The sequence below is a fragment of the Kosakonia arachidis genome, assembly GCF_900116535.1.
GTDB classification, from domain to species: Bacteria; Pseudomonadota; Gammaproteobacteria; order Enterobacterales; family Enterobacteriaceae; genus Kosakonia; species Kosakonia arachidis.
Window position 1 is genome coordinate 300805 of record NZ_FPAU01000002.1, and the last position, 21758, is coordinate 322562.

17 protein-coding genes are annotated in these 21758 nt (G+C 53.8%); 12 read left to right on the forward strand and 5 right to left on the reverse strand.

Going from position 1 to position 21758, the window contains the following annotated elements; all coding sequences use genetic code 11:
- Positions 1–346: 346 nt before the first annotated feature.
- A complete protein-coding gene (locus tag BM427_RS09535; protein ID WP_079517397.1) occupies positions 347–2002 on the reverse strand; it encodes a sensor domain-containing protein in 1656 nt (551 codons plus the stop codon).
- 560 nt (positions 2003–2562) lie between these two features.
- Here BM427_RS09535 and BM427_RS09540 point away from each other — a divergent pair.
- From BM427_RS09540 to oxyR, 9 genes are all read left to right on the forward strand, one after another.
- Positions 2563–2955 (forward strand): hypothetical protein, encoded by a 393-nt coding sequence (locus BM427_RS09540; protein ID WP_090121139.1) that lies wholly within the window; start codon positions 2563–2565, stop codon positions 2953–2955.
- A 182-nt stretch (positions 2956–3137) separates the two neighbouring features.
- Entirely contained in the window at positions 3138–5255 is a 2118-nt protein-coding gene (bcsA, locus tag BM427_RS09545) for a UDP-forming cellulose synthase catalytic subunit (RefSeq protein ID WP_090121725.1), read from the forward strand.
- Complete coding sequence (gene bcsB, locus BM427_RS09550) at positions 5245–7569, forward strand: cellulose biosynthesis cyclic di-GMP-binding regulatory protein BcsB (protein WP_090121141.1); 2325 nt, start codon at positions 5245–5247, stop codon at positions 7567–7569. Before bcsA ends, bcsB begins: the two co-directional genes overlap by 11 nt.
- Positions 7566–11264, forward strand: coding sequence for a cellulose biosynthesis protein BcsC (locus tag BM427_RS09555; protein ID WP_090121143.1), 3699 nt, complete (start codon positions 7566–7568; stop codon positions 11262–11264). Before bcsB ends, BM427_RS09555 begins: the two co-directional genes overlap by 4 nt.
- Before the next feature lie 12 nt (positions 11265–11276).
- Entirely contained in the window at positions 11277–11738 is a 462-nt protein-coding gene (gene bcsD, locus BM427_RS09560; protein ID WP_043956712.1) for a cellulose biosynthesis protein BcsD, read from the forward strand.
- Positions 11739–11784: 46 nt separating this feature from the next.
- A complete protein-coding gene (locus BM427_RS09565) occupies positions 11785–12744 on the forward strand; it encodes a GGDEF domain-containing protein (RefSeq protein ID WP_090121144.1) in 960 nt (319 codons plus the stop codon).
- Positions 12745–12779: 35 nt separating this feature from the next.
- Entirely contained in the window at positions 12780–13709 is a 930-nt protein-coding gene (gene galU, locus BM427_RS09570; RefSeq protein ID WP_090121146.1) for a UTP--glucose-1-phosphate uridylyltransferase GalU, read from the forward strand.
- Positions 13710–13752: 43 nt separating this feature from the next.
- On the forward strand, positions 13753–14763 hold the full coding sequence (locus BM427_RS09575; protein ID WP_090121148.1) for a family 8 glycosyl hydrolase: 1011 nt from the start codon (positions 13753–13755) through the stop codon (positions 14761–14763).
- Between the two features lie 212 nt (positions 14764–14975).
- Positions 14976–15890: a DNA-binding transcriptional regulator OxyR gene (gene oxyR, locus BM427_RS09580; RefSeq protein ID WP_007370304.1), complete on the forward strand. Its 915-nt coding sequence runs from the start codon at positions 14976–14978 to the stop codon at positions 15888–15890.
- A 2-nt stretch (positions 15891–15892) separates the two neighbouring features.
- Here oxyR and BM427_RS09585 read toward each other — a convergent pair whose 3' ends face one another.
- Positions 15893–16318: a hypothetical protein gene (locus BM427_RS09585; protein WP_007370303.1), complete on the reverse strand. Its 426-nt coding sequence runs from the start codon at positions 16316–16318 to the stop codon at positions 15893–15895.
- 456 nt (positions 16319–16774) lie between these two features.
- On the opposite strand from BM427_RS09585, the gene BM427_RS09590 reads away from it, so the two are divergent.
- A complete protein-coding gene (locus BM427_RS09590) occupies positions 16775–17491 on the forward strand; it encodes a nitroreductase family protein (protein WP_090121150.1) in 717 nt (238 codons plus the stop codon).
- Between the two features lie 159 nt (positions 17492–17650).
- Positions 17651–18460: a hypothetical protein gene (locus tag BM427_RS09595; RefSeq protein WP_090121152.1), complete on the forward strand. Its 810-nt coding sequence runs from the start codon at positions 17651–17653 to the stop codon at positions 18458–18460.
- Positions 18461–18503: 43 nt separating this feature from the next.
- Here BM427_RS09595 and BM427_RS09600 read toward each other — a convergent pair whose 3' ends face one another.
- Both BM427_RS09600 and BM427_RS09605 read right to left on the reverse strand, forming a co-directional pair.
- Positions 18504–19625, reverse strand: coding sequence for a ribosomal protein uL16 3-hydroxylase (locus BM427_RS09600; protein ID WP_090121154.1), 1122 nt, complete (start codon positions 19623–19625; stop codon positions 18504–18506).
- Between the two features lie 247 nt (positions 19626–19872).
- Positions 19873–20634 (reverse strand): class I SAM-dependent methyltransferase, encoded by a 762-nt coding sequence (locus tag BM427_RS09605; protein WP_090121156.1) that lies wholly within the window; start codon positions 20632–20634, stop codon positions 19873–19875.
- Positions 20635–20743: 109 nt separating this feature from the next.
- Between BM427_RS09605 and BM427_RS09610 the strand changes: the two genes are divergently transcribed.
- Positions 20744–21523 carry a helix-turn-helix transcriptional regulator gene (locus BM427_RS09610; protein WP_090121157.1) on the forward strand — a complete coding sequence of 260 codons (780 nt, stop codon included), beginning with the start codon at positions 20744–20746 and terminating at the stop codon, positions 21521–21523.
- Between the two features lie 42 nt (positions 21524–21565).
- On the opposite strand, the gene ymcF is transcribed toward BM427_RS09610, so the two are convergent.
- Entirely contained in the window at positions 21566–21754 is a 189-nt protein-coding gene (gene ymcF / locus BM427_RS09615) for a cold shock small protein YmcF (RefSeq protein WP_090121726.1), read from the reverse strand.
- Positions 21755–21758 lie beyond the last annotated feature (4 nt).

Here is a 21758-nt window from a genome sequence, read left to right on the forward strand (position 1 = left end):
ATGACGCCCAGCCTGCTGGCGCGCCATCGTTCATCGTTTTTCATACATGCCCGCCTGGCAAGGGATGGCATCGGTTTATTATCGGTCAGGGTAATATTTCATTATGAACATCGACACGAGCAAAAATAAAACCACCAGTACCAATCCTGCACGGCAAGCGCATCGTCAAATGTCATGGGGAATGCTATTTTTCTGCTTATTTCTGGTGGCACTGAAATTCTTCAGTTAGGCGGCAGGATAATATTATTAAAAAAGGAATAAAATAATCCCCCGGCACTGGACACGCACCGGGGGTTATTCCGGCCTGATATTCCTTTCAGACCTGGGCCACTGCTACCTTGCGATTTCACTCATAACGCATTTCGGGTTGTAACCGGCTTTGCAACCATCCCGCCAGCGCAGAAGCATTCAGGGCGCGGGAGTAGAGATAGCCCTGAGCAATGTCGCACTGCAAATCACGCAGTTGATTACGCTGCTGCTCGGTTTCCACCCCTTCGGCAACCACGGTCTGATGCAGACTTTGGCCGATTTTCACCACCGTAGTGGCGATGGCTTTCATTTTGCTGCCTTCGCTGAGATCGCGCATAAAGCTCTGGTCGATTTTCAGCTCTGTCATCGGTAAATGCGCCAGACGCGACAGGCAGGAGAAACCGGTGCCAAAATCGTCCATCGACAGCCCGACGCCCAGTTCGCGCACCGCGCAGATCACTTCCATCGTTTCCGGGCGCTTGTCCATCATCACCCCTTCGGTGATCTCAATGGTCAGGCAGCTCGACGGAATGCGGTATTGCCGCAGCAGATAGGAGATGTAATGCGGCAGGCTGCTGTTATAAAAGTTGATCGGCGAAAGATTTACCGATACCACCGGCACATGAATGCCGTTACTGCGCCATTCCGCCATCTGGCGGCAAGCTTCATGGAGTGTCCAGCGACCAATGGCTTCAATCTCGCCGGTCTCTTCGGCCAGGGTGATAAATTTTCCAGGGGGAATATCGCCCAGTACCGGATCGGTCCAGCGCGCCAGCGCTTCTACACCATAAAGCTCACCATTCTTCAGCCATATTTGCGGTTGATAGTGCAAATGCAGCAAATTGCTGGCGATGGCGAGCTTCAGCGCCGCCGCCAGTTTTAAACGTTCCTGATCGACCTGATTCATCTCGGTGCTGAAGAACAGATAACCGCCGGACGCTGCCGCCTTCGCCAGATGCGAAGCGTGGTTGGCATGTTTGAGCAAACCATCGCGCGAAACACCGTGATCCGGGTACAGGCTGATACCGGTGCTGACCGTCACATTCAGCGCCAGATCGGCAACATTGAACGGCATACGGAACAGCGCCTGGATCTTCTGCGCAATGCTGGTGGCGCGGGTGTCATCACAATCCGGGATCACCAGCACAAATGCATCGCTGTCGGCGTGGCTGACAAACCCCTGGCGGGAGAACTCCGTCATCAGACGTTGCGCAATCGCCACCAGCACGTTATCCCCTGCGGCGTAGCCCAGCGCATCATTGACGTCTTTAAAATGATCGAGATCGAGGAAGAAAAACGCCGCGCGATCGCACACGCTGCTGGCCAGCGTCTGATCAATATACTGGTGCAGCGCGCCACGATTCGGCAGGCCGGTAAGCCGATCAAAGGTCGAGAGCTTCGTGACACGCTCCTGATCGATGTGTACGACAATACGACAGGGAGAACCGATGCTGCCGCTACCTTCATAACTAATGGTCGCAGCCAGCGATGTCTCTTCACCGGTAGCGGAGATCACCGTTAACGCACGCTCACTTTCGGTGCCCGTCGGCATCACATCGAGTGAGCCAAACAACGGAATAGCGGAGGCTTTACATCCCAGCACAGAAATTCGCGGGTAGCCCCATAATTTCTCCGCCGCACGATTAAAGAAAAACACGGTTTCCATACTATCCAGTAGTACGACAGCATCGTGAACATTTTCGAGTGCGGCAAGCATATTATCAGAGCCGAAAATATCATTTTCAGAATGCATAATCTTTTTTTCTTAAAGAAGAGTTCGTCGACATCCTAATTGAAAAAATAACCAGGTTCAATATCAACCAGCCGCAATATTAATAGACAACGACATTTATAGACAAACTCTATATATAAAATGCAATTTATCGTTAAAGAAACAACACAGGTGGCCGACAAATAAAAACTGATTTAAAAAAGTGAATTATGGATAAATAATGAAGATTGCAACCTTTCGTAATTATCAATTAAAAGACTGACTCTCCGCACAGCGATAACTTTTCCCTCTACGCTGGCTATAATGCCCATGCAGGCTGGGTTTGCTTCACGATGCCGTTAGAAATAAAGAGATCATTCATAGACACATTAAATAAGTTCATTACCATTTATCGATAACGTCACTTGACCTTAACTGACCGCCGCCGACAGTATATAAGGAAATTCTCATTTAAAACGCATGACGGGAATTTTTATTGATGCCGTCTATTTAGCTTTAGCGCCTGCACAGTCGCACGGTAATAGAGAAGGCGTATTGCTTATTATAGTTCGTATTCAACACATCGGGGTCAGGCAAACACTATGTACGATGATTTAGGTTCTTTGGCTGAAAAACTGAAAATGTCCGGTGTTTCTTTCCAGGAAATGACTGAAGATGGTGAAACAATGCAAGCAGTAACCACAACAGCAGTAGCACCCGGCATCAGCAATGAAGTGCAGGAATCGACGGTTGCCGTCAGCCCGGCAGCAAGCCGTAAGGAAACCAGGAATGCCAGCGCTCCGGCGGACATCCCGGCCAACACCCTCTCCTGGCCGAAAAGCAAACCGGTACCCATTGCCGCGCCGGAGGCCTTCTCGACACCAGCCGGAGGTATTCTGGACAGCGTTGCGGCCATCAGCCGCCCGGCCGAGGTTGAAATTCGCGAACGCAATCCTGTTCGTCTGGATATGTTATTTACGGTCATTGGCAAATAAATGCCAACAGGTGAAATCGCCGTGTGGCAATAATAAAGCACGATTTATCATGTCCTGCCAGCCAATAATGTCGCTGCATTTCGTGCGACAAAGATGAGTCGGCCAGGTTGTGAATTTTAACAGGTCACCGGAACAGTTTTGTGCCGGTCTGCCTTTATTCTATTCTGTGCAAGATTATAAACATGAAAAAAATCATCAGATTTATTTTCACGCTGGTACTACTTTTACTATCGCTGCTGGTGGTCATCACACCGATGAACAGCGATAAACAATACATCTTTGGCCTGAGCGTGATGGCTGCTGTATTAATTCTTGGGCGGGTGAAAGGAAAAAAAGCGGTGTTAGCAATGCTGACACTCTCGGTACTGATGTCCACGCGCTATATCTGGTGGCGCGCCACCACAACGTTGCATTTCGATTCAACGCTGGAAATGCTGCTCGGCAGCTTGCTGTTTGCGGCAGAAATATATTCGTGGACGATTCTGTTGCTCGGTTATATTCAAATGGCCTGGCCATTAGAACGCCCTATTGCGCCATTACCACCGGATAAATCCACCTGGCCGACGGTCGATATTTATGTGCCGTCATATAATGAAAGCCTTGATGTCGTGCGCGATACCGTGCTGGCGGCGCAGTGTATTGAATATCCGCAGGACAAAGTCAAAGTCTATATTCTTGACGATGGAAAACGCGATGAATTCCGCGATTTCGCCGCCGAAGCGGGCGTCCATTACATCATCCGCCCGGATAACAGCCACGCGAAGGCGGGCAACCTGAACCACGCCATGACCCTCACCCAGGGTGAGCTGATTTGCGTGTTCGACTGCGACCACGTTGCCACCCGCGTCTTTTTGCAGGCCACCGTCGGCGAGTTTTTCCGCGATGAAAAACTGGCACTTATCCAGACACCGCACCACTTCTACTCCCTCGATCCGTTTGAACGCAACCTGACGGCAGCAAAACGCGTTCCGCACGAAGGTGCGCTGTTCTACGGCCCGGTACAGAAAGGGAACGATAACTGGAATGCCACCTTCTTCTGCGGCTCCTGTGCGGTGATCCGTCGCAGCGCGTTAAATGAAGTGGGCGGTTTTGCGGTAGAAACGGTAACCGAAGATGCCCACACCGCGTTGAAATTACAGCGTCGCGGCTGGAACACAGCATTCCTTGATATCCCACTGGCGGCCGGGCTGGCAACCGAACGGCTGGCGCTGCATGTGGACCAGCGTATTCGCTGGGCGCGCGGCATGACGCAAATTTTCCGTATTGATAACCCGCTGCTCGGGCGCGGCCTGAAGCTGACCCAGCGCATTTGTTACCTTAATGCGATGCTGCACTTCCAGTATGGCCTGCCGCGCGCGGTGTTCCTCACCTCGCCGCTGGTGTTTATGTTGTTCAACCTCAACATTATTTCCTCCTCAGCGACGCTGATTTTCGCCTACGTGCTGCCGCACCTGGTGCTCTCCACGATGGTGAACTCGCGCATCACCGGGCGTTATCGTTACGCGTTCTGGGGCGAAATCTACGAAACGGTGATGGCATTCCACCTGATCCTGCCGACGCTGCTGAGCCTGATTTCACCGCGGCTGGGGAAATTCAACGTGACCGACAAAGGCGATCTGACGGACCGCGACTACTTCGACGCTCACACCGTACGCCCGCTGATCATCACCACGCTATTGATGGTCGGCAGCATGATCTGGGTGGGCGTGCGCTACTTCATGCACGACTACGCCGGGATCGATCCGCGCGTCATTCTGTTCAATATCGCGTGGGGCACTTTCAGTACCATCATTTTGCTGGCCTCGATTGCCGTGGCGAAAGAGACCAAACAGATCCGCAAAACCATTCGTATTTACGCTCGCCTGCCGGTGACCGTGCTCTTTTCCGACGGATCCAAAATGCAGACCCGTACCTTTGATATCTCGATGGGTGGCGCGCGCGTGGCGCTGGTGAAAGGAGAAGATCTGAGCAGCAAAACTCCGGTCCGTATCGAACTGGGTCTGGGCGGTGAGATTGCCCATGTGCCTATTCTCTCTGCGGGTACCGGCGTCGGCGATATTCGTCTGGAGTTTGACACGCTGCCGCTGAGCGAACGCCGCAAGCTGGTCCGGGTGGTGCTTTCCCGCGCCGATGCCTGGTATCGTCCGCCGCATGCGCCGGATCGCCCACTCGCTTCCTTTCTGGGGATTTTGCAGTGCGTGTTTGAGCTGTTTTTCGGCCGCAAAAAAATGGCGGGCGGTTTTAACAGCCAGATGAAGGTCGTCGCGAAAAAGCAGGAAGAGGTTAACAATGCGCTGTAAGCCTATCGCACTTGCCACCCTGCTTGCCTGTTCGGTGAATACCCCGGCATTTGCGCTCTCAAGCGATAACGACGCGCCGCCGACGCTGCCGACACCACTTTCGCTGCAAGGAACAACGCCTGCGCAGCCGCAGCAGATGGTTCCGGCGAATACCAGCAACCAGAATATCGCCAGCACCCTGAGCTTTGGCGATATGGGCGCAACCGGCGGGCTGACGCTCTCCGGCCAGCAGTTGCAAAACGGCATGTCGTTCAACCTGCCTGGCGATCTGGTGATCACCGACGCACATATCAGTCTGAATGTGCAGGTCAACCGCAGCGATGTCAGCGGCGAAAACCTGCAACTGATGCTGAATGGTCAGCCGCTGGGCGCCATCCCGCTCGATCAGTTGCAGCAGGATAAAGGTTACTGGCAACTGGATGTCCCGGCCTCGATGGTCGCGTCCAGCAACAACCTAAGCTTCCAGCTGAAAACCGGCGACGACATTATTAATAATGTCTGGAGCTGCCAGCGCCCGCTGCCCGCAGATTATAAAGTGACGTTACAGCCGGAATCGTCGCTGAACTATCAGGGATTGTGGCTGAACGTTCGCAAAACGCTGGGCACATTCCCGCGCCCCTTCGTCGATATCAAACAGACCAAAGATCAGGCGATCAGCATAGCTTACCCGGCGATGCCGGATGCGGACGTGCTGACCGCATCAGCAATTGTCGCCTCGCAGTTTGGCGCATTAAGCAACGGCAAACCCAGCCGCTTTGACGTGCAGTACGATGCCCTGCCCGTCGGCAACGGCATTCTGATTGGCAAACCGGGCCAGACCATTGGCGGCATCACCCTGCCGGAAACCAACGGCGCAGCGTTGCAGGTGATTGATAACCCGCAAAACCCGGCCTGGAAATTGCTGATCATTAGCGGCCACAACGAGATGCAGCTACGCCAGGCGGCGTGGCGTCTGACATTACCGGCGCTGCCGGACAGCGACACGCTGGATGTGCCGACGCTGAAAATCGCCCAGCGAGCCGCCTACGATGCGCCGCGCTGGATCAACACTGAACACCCGGTTGCCGTGCGCTCGCTGCTGACGGATGAGGGCGCGCTGATTGCCCACGGCGTCTGGCACGGCGAGAACCGTCTGCCGTTTCGTACCGCGCCGGATCTGTTCCTGTGGGATGGCTCCTCCGTACCGCTGCACCTCAACTACAGCTTTGCGCAGAAAAACTGGATTGACGATCAGGACTCCTTCCTCAACGTCAGCCTGAACGGCGAGTTCCTTAAACGTCTGCCGGTCAGCAAAGAGGGAATGCTGGCGCCGGTGCTGTCGATGCTCGGTTTATCGCAGCGCCAGCAGAGCGCAGTGGTCAACATCGATCCGCGCGCCATTCTCGGCAACAATCAACTCGGTTTCTGGTTCGGCCTGAAACCGCAGAAAAATGCTCCCTGCAACGCCATGGCAGATGAGAACATCCAGAGCCGGATTGACGGTGATTCAACGCTCGATTTCAGCCGCGCATGGCACTTCGGCAAGCTGCCGAACCTGGCGTGGTTCAGCAGTGCAATGTTCCCGTTCACGCGCCATGCTGACCTCGCGCAAACCACGGTACTGATGCCTGCGCACCCTACGGTTGATGACGCCACCGTGCTGCTCAACCTGATGGCGCAATCAGGGCGCGATACGGGCGTTACCGCCAATTATCTACACCTCTATACCGGCCTGCCCGGACAGGAAGAGGCGCAACAGCAGCTGGCCGACAGCGATGTGCTGGCGATTGGCAGCCTGAGCAATGGCGAGATGCTGAATCCGCTGCTGCAAAACAGCGCCTTTGCGTTGAATGAAAATACGCTGGAAGTGAAAACCGCCAGTGCCGTAAGCCGCGTGTTATCGCTGCTGCGCGGCGACCCGGCGCGCACGGATATGGATGCGGCTGAGTATCTCAGCGACAACAATCAGTGGCGCGGCTTGCTGAGCATGCGCTCGCCGTGGAACGCACAGCGCGTGGTGGTAGTCGCGACAGCGACCGACAACCACCAGCTTTCGCAACTGGCGGAAGACATGAACAAACCGGCCTTTCTCTCCATCGCCGGGGGCGATTTCACCGCCGTTAACAACGCCGGGGAGATCAAAAGCTGGCGGGTGGGCGAGCAGTTCACCAGCGGCAACCTGCCCGGTTATATGAAAATTTTGTGGTTTGCCAGCGAGCATATTTTCTGGCTGGTCGCCCTTGCCTGCCTGATTGCTGCGGCTTCCGGCCCGATGCTGTTCACCCTACTTCAGCGCCACGCCCAACAACGCCTGCAGGATAAAACAAAAAAATGAATACGCGTAAACAACTGACACAGGCTTTTTACCTGCTGTGCCTGGTGGGCGCCAGCCATCCTGCTGCTGCCGATACTGCTGACGCCAGCGCGAATGCGGCCGCAGTGAAAAAATTGCTGGCGCAGGCCAGCTACTGGCACAGCAAAGCGCACGACGATATGGCCATCGATGCGCTGCAAAAAGTACTGGCTGCGGATGATAAGAATATCGATGCCATGTATCTAATGGCGCTTTATCAACTGCAACAAGGCAACGTGCAGCAATCGGAAGTGTGGCGCAAAAAAATCGCCGATATTTCGCCGCAGGACCCGCGCCTGAGCGCGCTGACCAGCGCCAACACTCTGCGCAATATCCCGCAGGATAAACTCAACGCGGCGCGCCAGCTGGCAAGCCGTGGGCAGATTAAAGAGTCCATTGCCGCCTGGCGCGCGCTATTTAATGGCAATCCGCCGCCGGATGACGTGGCGCTGGAGTATTACCAGACCATGGCCGGTGACAGCGCCAGTTGGGGCGAGGCGGTCGCCGCCATGCGTCAGCGTGCCAGCGTGATGCCGGACGATGAGCCAACGAAAAAGGCGCTGGCGATGGCGCTCACTTATCAGGAATCCACGCGCCGGGAAGGGATCGCCCTGCTCAGCACGCTGGCTGCCGATGATAAAAGCGCCGACAAAGCCTTGCAGCAAGCGCTGCTGTGGCTGGATGCCAAAGCCAGCGATCTGCCAGCGTATACCGCCTGGGCGCAGCGCCATCCGGAAGACAGTGCACCGATGGATCACTACCGTAAAAGCGTGGAAGGCGATGCCACTAAAGCGGGCTTTGATGCATTGAACGGCGGCGATCTCGGCAGCGCCAAAGATCGCTTCTCCGAAGCGCTGCAAACTCGCGCCAATAATGGCAACGCGCTGGCCGGGATGGGCTATGTCGCACTGCGGCAGAACAACTTTGCCGATGCCGAGAAATTCCTGCGTCGTGCGGCGCAAGAAGATGCCAGTAACCAGAACAGCGCGCAGTGGATAAAAGATGCCGATAACGCCCGTTTCTACGCCGCGCTGGGCCAGGCCCGTAGCCTGAGCCAGAAAGGCAGCTACGACCAGGCGCTGGCAAGTTTGCAGAGCGCCGACAGCCACGATGAAAACCAGCAGCAGGCGGCGGGTATGCTGCGGGCCGATATCCTGCGGCGTCAGGGCAAGCTGTCGCAATCCGAAGAGGAGTATCGCCAGTTGCTGGCGCAGCGTCCACAGAATACCGATATCAGAACGGGTTTGTGGTGGGTGCTGAAGCAGCAGAATAAACAGGCAGAAGCAGACGCCATGCTGCAAACCCTGCCTGCCAGTCTGCGTACCCGTTACGCCGCCGTTGGCGATAACGGCGACAACGAACGCAAAGCCGCGCAGGCCGCATTGCAGGCCGGAAACAGCTCACGGGCGATGCAGATCCTGCAAAACGCCTCCGGCAAATACCCGCGCAATGTCTGGCTGCAACTCGATTACGCCCGCGTACTGCGCAAAGCGGGGCAGAAACAGCAGGCCTCGGCGTTAATGTCTGGCGTGGCGCAACGCGACAGCAGCAATAAAGAAGCGCTGTATGCCGCTGCGGTCTATGCCGCCGAAGAGAGCGACTGGTCGCGCGCGCAAAGCCTGCTCGCCCGCGTGCCGCGCAGCAGTTATAGCGCCGATATGACAGCACTATACACGCGCGTGCAGATCAACCAACAACTGGATATTGCCCGCAACTATCTGCGTCTTGGCAATGCGACCGCGGCGCGCAACTCGTTACTGGCTCTGCAACGTAATCCGCCGCAATCGCCGGTCGATGCGGGCCGTCTTGCTGAGTTATTGATGCAGAGCGGCGACAGCGCTGGCGCGCTGCAACTGGTACGCGACAGCCAGGCGCAGGGGTTACACGGTTCGGTACTGGATTATGCCGGGCAGATCCGCGTGCTGAACCAGGCCGGGCAGTTTGCTGAAGCCGAAAGCCTGCTGAATGCGCCGGTATTGCAGAACGGCGCCAGCGAGCTGGAGATGAGCGCGATCCGCTTAGGCGGTTTGATCGTTCGCGCCGATCGCCTGCGGGAAAAGGGGCAAGTCGGCAAAGCCTGGTCACTGTTAATGCCGGAACTGCAAAACAATCCGACCAATACCGATCTGTTGCTGGCCGTAGCGCGCGTCTACCAGGCCGATCATATGGATGACAAAGCCACGGAAATCTATCAGTACGTGCTGCGAAAATCGCCACGGGATAAGCAAGCGCTGACAGGAATGGTGAATATGGCGCTGGCCCGCGGCGATAACGACGAAGCGCGGCGAACCTTTGCGGGGCTGGAGCCGAGCCAGGATGCCGATTATATGCTGCTGGCCGCGCGCGTGGCGGCGGCCAACGGTGAAAATCAGCGGGCGATGTCGCTGCTGCGCACTGCCCAGTGGCGTCTGCGACAGGGCGGCGATGACGATAGCGATGAACTGAGTTCGGTGATGTCGCTGCCGTCGCCAACGCGCCAGGCGCAGCTTACGGCTATGAGCGGCATCAACACCATGATGCGCGATCTGCAAGAGAAGAGTGCCACCTGGACCAGCGGCGGCGTTTCATTGCGTAGCCGTAATGGTGAATCGGGTCTTGGCGCGCTGGATGAAGTGCAGGCGCCGCTGATCCTTTCGGGCGCGGTGGGCGACAGCACGCGCCTGAGCCTGAACATCACGCCAACATCGCTAAACGCTGGCGAGATGTCCGGTGAGGCGGCAAACCGCTTCGGTTCCGGGGCGCTGGAACATGCTGAAAAACTGGCAGAAGCGGCGGCCAGTACCAGCACAACGACCACTTCAACCAACGCCTCCAGCCAGGGTTCGCAGCAGGCAAACGGCGTGGCGGCAAGCCTCAGCCTGAGCGGTGACAGCTACAAACTGGATGTCGGCAGCACACCGACCGGCGGCGAGTTCACCCGTCTGGTGGGCGGCGTGGAGTGGAACCCGAAACTGACGCAGAACAGTTCGCTGAACCTGAAAGCAGAACGCCGTGCCGTCACCGACAGCCTGCTGTCGTATGTTGGGGTAAAGGATAAGAGCACCGGTGAAAGCTGGGGCGGCATCACCCGTAACGGCGTTTCAGCGCAGTACGCCTGGGATAACGACCTGATCGGGCTTTATACCCGTCTGGGCTTCGATACCTACGTCGGAACAAATGTGCCGACCAACCACGCCGTCACCGCGCAGGCGGGCAGCTATCTGCGGCCCTGGAAAACCAGCGACAGCGAGCTGAAAGTGGGGGTGAACGTCAACTATATGAACTTTGACCACAACCTGAGCTACTACACCCTCGGCCAGGGCGGTTACTTCAGCCCGCAAGATTTTATGGCGGTATCGCTGCCGGTGACGCTGACGCGCCACATTAACGACTGGGATCTGACGCTCAATGGCGCGGTGGGTTATCAGTCTTATAAGCAGGATAAAAGCGATTACTTCCCGGGCCACAGTAGCCTGCAATCAGAATTAAACAGTTACGCCAGCGACGATGACGATGTGGACGCCGTCTACAAAGCCACTTCGAAAAACGGCATTGGCTATACGCTGGGCGTGGATGCGCGTTACCACCTCAGCGACAACCTGGCTCTCGGTGCGAACTTAGGGTACGACACCTTCGGCAGTTATAACGAAGGCAAAGCGTTGGTGTATTTCAAATATTACGTCGATCAAGACAAATAACCCGTGGGATAGATGATGTTTAGCAATCAGGACACTTATTTACAACGCAATTATCAGGCTGGCTGGCATGACCTGGTGTATCTGTTTTTTAACGAATACACCGAAGGCCGGGGTGATAAAGATCCCGAAGCCCTGAGACGTATCGGCCAGATGATGGCCCAGTGGTATCCCATTGATGGCGCCTCCACGGTGAACGAACTGGAAGCGAGCATTAACCGGGTGCTGGAGCTGTTCAACTGGGGCTTTGTCAAAATGGCGCCTGCCCAGCGCGAACTGATCCTGCTGCACTGCGCGTGGCCGCATGCGCCGGAATACCGTGACGAAGCGGGCTGGCGTCGCGCCAGCGCCTATGTGCTGGAAGGCGCGTATTCGCAGTGGCTGGTGTCACAGGGCGCGGGCAATCAGGTGCCGGTGCGCTGGAAGGATAACGCCACCGAAGACGTGCTGATTTTCCGTTACGCCATTAACGAATGACGTCGCAAAGGCATATCCACCCTATATCAACGATCAGGTGACCATCATGTTTAATGAAATCATGGTTTCAGGCAGGAAACTTGAAATCGAGGCAGTTAATTATATGGAGGATAATGCCTTTGTTTCGCTGGTTCTCGATACCTCCGGCCAGCTTATTCACGCCAGTCCGTTTTTCTATCAATTAACGGGTTTCAGTCGTGATGAGGTGCTGGGCAAAGTATTGTTTCAGTCGACGGATGAAACGGTTGCTATTTCACTGGCGATGGCGATTAGTATTGCGAAAAAAACCGGTGATAACTGGCAGGGCGAAATATCGCAGCAGAAAAAAAACGGCGAGATGCTTTGGCTTGATACCCGCTTAATGCCGCGTCGCGATGAAAATGGTGAAATATTTGCCTTTATCCTGCTGGGATTTGATATTACCCGGCATATGGCGATCCGCGAGAAATTACATTTTCGTGCGCACAATGATGCATTAACCAAAACCCTGAATCGCCAGGGTTACTATATTCGTAGCCGCAAAAAAATCCGTGCCGCTAACGCGCACGGCGCACAGATTGTGGTGGCGATACTGGATCTCGATAACTTTAAAAATATTAACGACGATCTGGGGCATGCGGCAGGCGATGAAGTGTTGCGCTGCTTTATCAGCCGGGTAAAACAGTGTATTTCCCGCACCACACTGCTTGGCCGGCTTGGCGGTGACGAATTCGCCCTCACCTATATTGATGGCGTTGACGAACCTGCCGGTCGCGGCGTGCTGCAATTAATTGTCGAAGCCACGCGCCAGCCGATGTATTTGCATTACCTGCAACAAACCGTGGAATTATCGGTGAGTATTGGTGTTGCCAGTTATCCGGAACACGGGCCGAACTTTTCCTCTATTTTAAAAGCCGCTGATACCGCCCTTTATAAAGTGAAGGCGCGAGGCGGTGATGATTTTATTAACTACCAGGTTCCAGGCGTAAATGAATCGGGTGGCATCATCAACAGCGTTGTGTGTTGATTTTTAAACAGCAAAATAAATAACAGGAAACAATTATGTTAAAGGCTGTAATCCCAGTGGCAGGGCTCGGTACGCGTATGCTTCCGGCAACCAAGGCTATCCCGAAAGAGATGTTACCGATCGTGGATAAGCCGCTTATTCAGTATATCGTGCAGGAGTGTTACGCCTGCGGGATCCGCGAAATCGTACTGGTTACGCACTCTTCCAAAAACGCCATCGAAAACCATTTCGATACCTCTTTTGAACTGGAGTCGCTGCTGGAATCGCGCGTGAAAAATCAGCTGCTGGAAGAGGTGCGGACTATCTGTCCGGCAGGCATGAACATTATGCATGTGCGCCAAGGACACTCCAAAGGTCTGGGCCACGCGGTGCTGTGCGCGGAACCGCTAATTGGCGATAACGACTTCGTGGTGTTGCTGCCGGATGTGTTGATCGACGACAGCCGTTGCGATCTGTCGCAGGATAACCTGGCGGCAATGATCGATCGCTTCACCACGACGGGCGCCTGCCAGTTAATGATTGAAACCGTTAATCACGAAGATGTTTCCCGCTATGGCGTGGTGGATTGCGGCGGCATGAACCTCCCGGCAGGTGGTTTTGGTCTGGTAAAAGGCATGGTGGAAAAACCGGCCGTTGACGAAGCGCCGTCCGACATGGCGGTGGTTGGTCGCTATGTGCTGTCCAAGGCGATTTGGCCGCTGCTGCGTAAAACGCCGATCGGCGCAGGCGGTGAAATCCAGTTGACCGATGCTATCGCGATGCTGCTGGAGAACGCGCCGGTGGAAGCTTACGCCCTGACCGGTAAATCTCACGACTGCGGCGACAAGATTGGCTATATGAAAGCTTTTGTGGAGTACGGCTTACGTCACGGCGCGACCGGCCCGGCTTTCCGCCAGTGGTTGCAGCACGAATTGACGTTAAAACCCGTGGCTGACGCCGTTGAACGCATCGCCGAAGCGGTATAACGACTGAGCCGGTAACTGCCCTATTTTCACCACAGGATGTCTCATGTTAAGAACCACCTGGCTCATGCCGTGCCTGCTATTGTCACTGGCCATGACCGCTTTTTCAGCCCGCTGTCAGGACAGCAACTGGGGGCTGTTTAAACAGAACTACCTGAGTCAGGATGGCCGCATTATCGACCATGAAAATGGCGATATTAGCCATTCGGAAGGTCAGGGATATGGCATGTTACTGGCCGTCGTTAACGACGATCCCGCCACATTTGAAAAAGTGTGGCGCTGGACGCGCAACACCTTATTACGCCCATCGCTGTGGCTGTTTGCCTGGCGCTACGATCCACGCGAACGCAAAGTGACGGACGATAATAACGCCAGCGACGGCGACACATTGATCGCCTGGGCGTTATTGCTGGCGGGCAATAAATGGCACGATGAGAGTTATCTCACCGCCTCGGAAAATATTCAGGATGCAATTATCAACTGCCTGGTGATTGAACAAGATTCCCGGACATTACTCCTGCCGGGCCTCACTGGGTTTACCAAAGACGATGGGTATATTCTCAACCCATCCTATTTTGTCTTTCCGGCCTGGGAGAGTTTCTGGCAGCAGCGGCATAACAATATTTGGTTAAAACTGAAAAAATCGAGCCTCGAATTACTCAATAAAGCGCGTTTTGGTAAGAGCCAACTGCCCAGCGACTGGATTTTTGTTAAGAATAGTGGTGAAGTCATGCCTGCCGCGAACTGGCCGGCAAGATTCAGCTACGATGCGATTCGCATTCCGCTTTATTTAAGCCTCAGCGATGCGCAGCAACATTCGATGGAAAATTTCCGTCATTTTTGGGCGGGCTACACTCGCAATGACACGCCCGCGTGGGTGGATGTCGCAGACAACGAACGGGCAAGTTATCCGATGTCTGGCGGCATTCTGGCGGTGCGTGATTTAACCATGGGCGACTATCCACAGATGGAAACGTCTTTGCGTTCGGGTGAAGGTTATTATTTGTCCGCATTACATATGTTGTCGTTATTTGCGGCTTCGTTGAAGACGCATTAGTGGTATTACACGCAATGTCCGGCGCGGGAGTGCACCGGAGTCGGGCAGGATGCCGCTGAAAGTGAAAGCAATAATAAAAACCATCAAATCTCATGTACAGGCATGAGGGGGAAACCTGATGACAGAGTTGAAAATAATAAGACGTCATTTACACAACACGTTGCTACAGGTGGGCTCTCAACTACGCGGAAATTTGCGCCCCGGGGACCATAATGAACATCCGTAATCTTGAGTATCTTGTCGCGCTGGCGAAGCACCGACATTTTCAGCGTGCCGCTGAAGCCTGCAACGTCAGTCAACCGACGTTAAGCGCTCAGTTGCGTAAACTGGAAAACGAACTCGGTTTACAACTGCTGGAACGTACGACGCGCAAGATCCGCTTTACGCAAACCGGGCTGCGGCTGGTTGAGCAAACCCAGGTGGTGCTGCGGGAGATTGAAGCGCTGAAAAATATGGCCAGCAGCAGCCACTATCAGAGCCTGATGCAGACGCTGGATGTCGGCATTATTCCGACGCTGGCACCCTATATCTTTTCCCATTTGAATGCCGTTTGCCGCGAGAATTTCCCGGAAATTGAGCTGGAGATCCACGAAGCGCAGACCAACCAGTTGCTGTATATGCTGGAGTCCGACACCATCAAATGCGCGATCATGACTTCCAATAAAGACACCAGTAAATACGTTGAACTGCCGCTGTTCGACGAGCCGCTAGTGCTGGGCGTCAGCCATCAACACCCCTACTCGCGCATGAACGAAATCGATATGGGGCATTTGAAAAATAATAAGATTCTGATGATTGACGATGGCAACTGTCTGCACAGCCAGGTGCTGCGCTACTGTTACCAGTTCGAGCTGGAACCGGATTCACGTTTTGTGGCGATGCACCTTGAAACCCTGCGGCGCGGCGTGGCGTTTAATCGCGGCGTGTCCTTCTTCCCGTTGCTCTCGACCCAGCAAGGGAGCAACGAAAATATTCGTTATATCCGCTGTGTCAGCCCGGAACCGAAACGTAAAGTGGTGTTGATATTTCATCGCAGCGATCCAATGCGTAAGAAATATGAAATTCTGCGTAATGCGATCGCACGTTATATGGAGCGCTACCTGATCGACTATAACGCGATGGCGTAATGCTAACGGCGCGGCGCTGAAGCGGCGACGGAATCGCGATTATGACGGCAATCTTGCGCCTGCGAGGTTGCCGATTTTTTTATCAGCCCCTGCATTAATTCTTCCGGTAATAACGTCCCCCGGTGGTACATCTCTTCGATATTCAGCCACAGGCTTACCAGCATAATGGTGTAATCCGCCACCGAGGCGGGCGCATGCAGAGGGGCCATAAACGGAAAATGAACCAGCAGTTGCTGTTTATCCTCCTCCGTTACCACGCCCTGATACCAGGGCGCAGAGAGTTGGCGATAAACGTCGGCCTCCTCCAGCGAACAGGCCCAGCTCAGGCGCACTGCGATGGTTTTCACGAACGGCGGGATCGAGGTGTTTTCCTCCGCAAGCGGAGTCAGGCTCGACGTAAGATCGTGACCGTGCGATTCAGCGTTCATTTTTTTCCTCAATGCCTGGCGGGTAGCAAACTATATTTATCGACCCGTGCGGAAAATACTTTAGGCTTATTATTTAAAATAGAGAATAAAATGAAAATGATCCATGCGGATTGTCTTAAATCTTAAAAAAATCATATAAAGCAATGGGTTATTTTACAACCAATTATTGATAGCATCGATCTAAAATAGCCTTTTTGATTTATTCTATAAATTAAACCACGCCATTAATCGATTTATCCTCAGGATTATTGCGCTTATTTCATTATTTACGTGAAAATCTTTCCCCTGCCATCTGCAGGTCTAATGACGTTATCGGCGAACGGATTCCGCACGAGGCGTTTTTTACCGACAAATACCGCGCTTTATTCCATCTATTTGCTGCATCGACAGGTGCATTCCTGTGCTCTGATAATCTGACATTTTTTCCCTTGCCGCTCACAACAGGAACAGTAACTCATGGATCCGTTTCAGCAAATTTTGAAGTCTACGCTCGCCCGCACAGAGAGCGTGCCGCAGACCACCACGCCGCCGACGCTGCCGGAAGCGGAGCGTGTTTCCTGGACTGCCAGTGTCACGGCGGAAGATTTCCTGGCGCTGGCTAAAGCACGGCGCACCATTTATAAGCTGGGCAAAGATCTGCCGGTTACTGAAGAGACGGTGATCGATACCATTAAAGAGGCGATTCGCCAGGCGCCATCGGCGTTCAATTCGCAAAGTTCGCGTGCGTTGATCCTATTGGGCAAGGAGCACGATCGCTTCTGGGGGCTGGTGCGTGAGCAGTTGCGTAAAGTGATTCCGGCAGAAAGTTTCCACGCCACTTCCGACAAACTCGACGGCTTTACTGCCGCTGCCGGTTCGGTACTGTTTTTTGAAGATCAGGAAGTGGTGAGTACGCTGCAACGCCAGTACATTGCCTATGCGGATAACTTCCCTGTCTGGTCAGAGCAGAGCAGTGGTATTGCCCAGTATGCCGTCTGGCTGGCGCTGGCAGAGAAAAGCATTGGCGCGAACCTGCAACACTACAACCCGCTGATCGATCAGGATGTACGCGAGACATGGAATATTCCAACGAGCTGGAAACTGCGCGCAGAGATGAACTTCGGTAGCATAATTACGCCCGCCGATGAAAAGACCTGGATTGATGACAACCGGCGTTTTATCGTCGCCAGATAATTCGCTGTGAATAGCTGCCTGCGGGCAGTTTTTTTGTTTTTAGGGTAAATATTCAGCACAGCCTGTCATGTAAAGTGAAATCCTCTTTTTGTGGTTGCTGAGTTAATTCCGTTGGATAAGATGGTTCTAATTTTATTATTGATTGCAAAAGGAAGAAAAATGAATCTGCAAAGCATTTTGGGTAAACAGGTTCTGGGGGTGCTGGCCTATTATTGCGGCGAAAAGATTACCGTTAATATTTGCGCTATTTACCCGAATAGCGATAATTCATTACGCGTTTTTTTCCATAACGGCCACCAGCTCGCCGTTGATAATTTTGCCACAGTCCATCTTGATAACCGTACCGGCGTTGACGAATTTGACGCCAACATCTCCGTATACCGTAGTTCTTATAAAGGGCGGGTGGTAGCGATCGATGGCGACTGGGTGGTGCTGGTTCCGCGTGAATGCCAGTTGCTGCACGGCTTTAAGAAGGTTATTGATATTAAAGAAACGGGCTATCACTACCCGGACGATCCGCGCGCCGATACGCCAGTCCCGTTCACAACATTAACGTCATTACCAGCGCTGGAAATAAAAGATCATCATAATAAAGTCGGCGTGTTAATTACCCATGCACAGGAGCAGCCGCATACCACGGTGCTGGCTTTTCTCTCCTCCTCGGATAACGACATATTTTTAATTACATTCCCTGAGACATTTAAATCGAAGGTGTTGAAAAAAGATAACCACTGTCTTTTCGCCATGGATGAACGCGCGAATTATATTTTCGAAAATGCCATTCACTGGAATTACACCACCTTTGAAGGCCGCGCATTTTTAATTCCCAACGGCAGTCCGTTATTTTTGCAAGTTCGTGAAGCCTTTATCGAGAAAAATCCGTGGGAGATGGCCTTTTTCCTGCGTGAAGATCTGGAGATGTACCACATCAAGAGTGATCATCTGGTCTGCTCCGGCGAAAGCGCCTGACAGAACCCCCTCCGCGGCCGTTGCACGGCGCGGAGGGTGATGCTTACTCGTCGAAGAACCAGTAACCCTGGTTTACCAGCCAGGTCAGCTCTTCGGCAAAGTCCGGGTTGTCCAACACGTTACCCAACTCTTTTTGCCCGATCACCGTATAACGGCACAGCGCGTCGGCGGCCTGCGGCTCGGTTGTTTCCAGGCATTCGCTGTTCACAAAGACGCTGTCGCCAATGTGCAGTACGCGCAGCCCGCTCAGACGAGTCAGCACCTGCCCTTCATGCAATGCCGCAACAATCTCTTCGGCGCTGTAGTCGTCCGGCTCCGGTGACACATCCAGTTCGTGGCGCGGCGTGGTAATAAAGCTGCCAAACCACTGTTTGAAATGTACCGGATCGTTGATCATGTCGCTCATCATGCCGCGCAGGCGATCGAGTTCATACTCTTCCACCCGACCCGGATTTTCGCGGCAGGTTAAATCCGGATCGCTGTAGTGCTCGTTACCCAGATCGTTTTCCAGCGCGTAGTCGGCAAAGCTGCTGATCAGATCGCGTCCGTTAGGGCCACGAAAACCGATCGAATAGTTGAATGCCGTTTCGTAAGTGAAACCATCGTGCGGGAATCCAGGCGGAATGTAGAGGATATCACCCGGTTCCAGATCTTCATCAATGATCGGTTCGAAAGGATCGACGTGCAGCAATGCCGGATGTGGGCAGAACTGACGCATTGGTACATTATCACCCACGCGCCAACGGCGGCGGCCCATCCCCTGAATAATAAATACATCGTACTGGTCAATATGTGGCCCAACGCCGCCGCCCGGTACGGAATAAGAGATCATCAGATCGTCGAAGCGCCACTCCGGCAATACGCGAAACGGCTTTACCAGTTCGGCGGAAGGCACGTGCCAGTGGTTTACCGCCTGCGCCAGCAGCGACCAGTCGGTTTCGCCCAGATGATCAAACGCCTCAAAGGGGCCATGCCACGCTTGCCATTGCCCATTTTTGTGACTGACGATGCGGCTGTCGATTTCCGGTTCCATCGCCAGACCAGCCAGTTCATCAGGCGTGATCGGGTCAACGAAGCCCGGGAAGGCGCGTTTCAGAACGACAGGTTTCTTTTGCCAGTATTTTTCAAGAAATTCCGGCCAGTTCAGGTTGAGTTGGTAAGCCATGGATTCACACCAGTAAGAATGGACACCGGCAGATTATAAAGAGCGCGACGGGTTGTCTGCCTTGTCATTGGTCAAGCACATGCAGAACTTATGACGGCGCAATATCAAGTTAGATATATTTCTGGGTTGCGCCAATAACCTGAGGCGGAAACCCATGCCGGTTATATCGCGCAACGCATACGCGAAGTCATCGGAGAGGCGCTGAGCCCAGGATAAGTGTGCGCCCACTTATCGTGGGCGCAGATTGTCAGGCCTGAGTCTGAAACATGATGGTGTCCGAAGTAAACGAGCCATCTTCGCCAATCAGGAAGTGCTGTTTCACCTCTTCCGACGTTTGCTGTTGCAGAAAGCGGATTGCCGCACGCAATACTTCTGGCGTTTTCATGCGTTCAACCCACGAACTGTATTCCAGCGCCAGTCGATCGGTTAACAGCTTATCGACCGTCATCCCGCTCTGCTCCGTCATTTGCAGCCACTCCGCCGCCGAGTAGTTACGCACGTGAGACGGATCGCGCAGCACTTCGATGGTTTGCAGCCAGATATCCAGCACCGGACGGCCCGGCGAGGTGATATCCATTAAGATAAATTTACCACCTGGTTTCAGCACTCGCTTTACCTCACGCAGCGCCAGCGCAACATCATGCCAGTGATGAGCAGAGTAACGGCTGATCACCGTATCAAACGCGCCATCGGCAAAGGGCAATTTTTCGGCGGCGCCATGCACCGTGCTGATATTGCTCAGTTGACGATCGCGGGCCGCCTGGCAGACCACGTCGAGCATTTTTTCCGACAGATCGTAAGCTGTCACTTCACGGACGACGGCAGCTGCGACAAAACTGGCGTGCCCAGCGCCGCAACCCAGATCCAGCACCGCAGCAGCAGGATTTTCACTAAGCCACTCCGCCAGCCGCACCAAATCTGCACCTTGCGCGTGAACCTGGCTGGTGAGGTAGGCCTGAGCCTGGTCGCCAAATTGTTGCTTCGTTAATTCATGATGATTGACCGCCATTCTCTTTTTCCTTTTCTAGCACGACAAAAATTTGCTCTCTGCCGACTATACGACCCTCTTTATAGGGGTACAATATGGCTACTTATACTGGTATTAATGAGTACCACCCATGGAAAATACGCTCTTTGCCGGGCCAAAAACTCTTGGCGCTTTTTTACGTGCACAGCGGGAAAAAACAGCACCGGCCGATATTGGCCTGCCTGCACAAGGTCGGCGGCGCACCTGTGGATTACGCCGGGAAGAAGTGGCGCAGCTCAGCGGTATCAGCACCACCTGGTATACGTGGATTGAACAGGGGCGCGACATTGTCGTGTCGCCGCAAACCTTGTCAAATATTGCAGGCGTATTAAAAATGACGCAGGCGGAGCGGAAATATCTCTTCCACCTGGCGCTGCAAAACGATCCGCAGGAAGAGCATGTCATTACCGTAGAAGAGTCGGTGCTGGCGACGGTGAATCAGGTGCAATGTCCCTGTTATTTGCTGGATGTAACCTGGAAAATGGTGGCGTGGAATTCGCCCGCTGAAGCGCTATTTAGCGGCTGGTTGGATAAGGATGCCCAACCGAATATGATGAGTTTTATGTTTCGTCATCCCCTTGCGCAAACACTGGTAGTTGATTGGGAGACGCGCGCCAGCCGGATTGTCGCGGAATTGCGTGCAGATGCGATGCACTATCCGCACGATCAGGAATTGAATCATTTTGTGCAGGGTCTGAGTAATGACAGCGAACTGTTTCGCATCTTCTGGTCGCGCCAACAGGTGGTGGTGCGCGAAGGCGGCGAACGCGTTTTTCATCATCCGCAGCAGGGGGAGTTGCATTTCCGGCAGATGACCTGGCAATTAACCAGTAATCGCGCGATCAAAATGATTATGTTAATGGCGGAATAACGCACAATAAAAAAGCAGATCAGAAATCTGACCTGCTTTTTTTTATTTACGAAATTCGACAGTATTCGAAGCGGACTGGGTAAACGCAGCGATATTATCAAATGTGTTCATTGCAGATTTGCAAAAAATACATTTAGCACCGACCGGGTTTTTCTCAGTGATATCAAAACTGGAAATTCGATATTGCGACCCGTGGCAGCACGGGCAGCGAAAATGGATACGATTCGTAATGGTA

What these genes read in the sequence shown, in the direction of transcription:
- BM427_RS09555 (WP_090121143.1), top strand. Translation starts at nt 7,566, where the DNA reads ATGAATACGCGTAAACAACTGACACAGGCTTTTTACCTGCTGTGCCTG.
- bcsA (WP_090121725.1), top strand. Translation starts at nt 3,138, where the DNA reads ATGAAAAAAATCATCAGATTTATTTTCACGCTGGTACTACTTTTACTA.
- BM427_RS09565 (WP_090121144.1), top strand. Translation starts at nt 11,785, where the DNA reads ATGTTTAATGAAATCATGGTTTCAGGCAGGAAACTTGAAATCGAGGCA.
- BM427_RS09600 (WP_090121154.1), bottom strand. Translation starts at nt 19,625, where the DNA reads ATGGCTTACCAACTCAACCTGAACTGGCCGGAATTTCTTGAAAAATAC.
- bcsD (WP_043956712.1), top strand. Translation starts at nt 11,277, where the DNA reads ATGATGTTTAGCAATCAGGACACTTATTTACAACGCAATTATCAGGCT.
- BM427_RS09605 (WP_090121156.1), bottom strand. Translation starts at nt 20,634, where the DNA reads ATGGCGGTCAATCATCATGAATTAACGAAGCAACAATTTGGCGACCAG.
- BM427_RS09540 (WP_090121139.1), top strand. Translation starts at nt 2,563, where the DNA reads ATGTACGATGATTTAGGTTCTTTGGCTGAAAAACTGAAAATGTCCGGT.
- BM427_RS09610 (WP_090121157.1), top strand. Translation starts at nt 20,744, where the DNA reads ATGGAAAATACGCTCTTTGCCGGGCCAAAAACTCTTGGCGCTTTTTTA.
- oxyR (WP_007370304.1), top strand. Translation starts at nt 14,976, where the DNA reads ATGAACATCCGTAATCTTGAGTATCTTGTCGCGCTGGCGAAGCACCGA.
- BM427_RS09575 (WP_090121148.1), top strand. Translation starts at nt 13,753, where the DNA reads ATGTTAAGAACCACCTGGCTCATGCCGTGCCTGCTATTGTCACTGGCC.
- BM427_RS09535 (WP_079517397.1), bottom strand. Translation starts at nt 2,002, where the DNA reads ATGCATTCTGAAAATGATATTTTCGGCTCTGATAATATGCTTGCCGCA.
- BM427_RS09590 (WP_090121150.1), top strand. Translation starts at nt 16,775, where the DNA reads ATGGATCCGTTTCAGCAAATTTTGAAGTCTACGCTCGCCCGCACAGAG.
- BM427_RS09585 (WP_007370303.1), bottom strand. Translation starts at nt 16,318, where the DNA reads ATGAACGCTGAATCGCACGGTCACGATCTTACGTCGAGCCTGACTCCG.
- bcsB (WP_090121141.1), top strand. Translation starts at nt 5,245, where the DNA reads ATGCGCTGTAAGCCTATCGCACTTGCCACCCTGCTTGCCTGTTCGGTG.
- BM427_RS09595 (WP_090121152.1), top strand. Translation starts at nt 17,651, where the DNA reads ATGAATCTGCAAAGCATTTTGGGTAAACAGGTTCTGGGGGTGCTGGCC.
- galU (WP_090121146.1), top strand. Translation starts at nt 12,780, where the DNA reads ATGTTAAAGGCTGTAATCCCAGTGGCAGGGCTCGGTACGCGTATGCTT.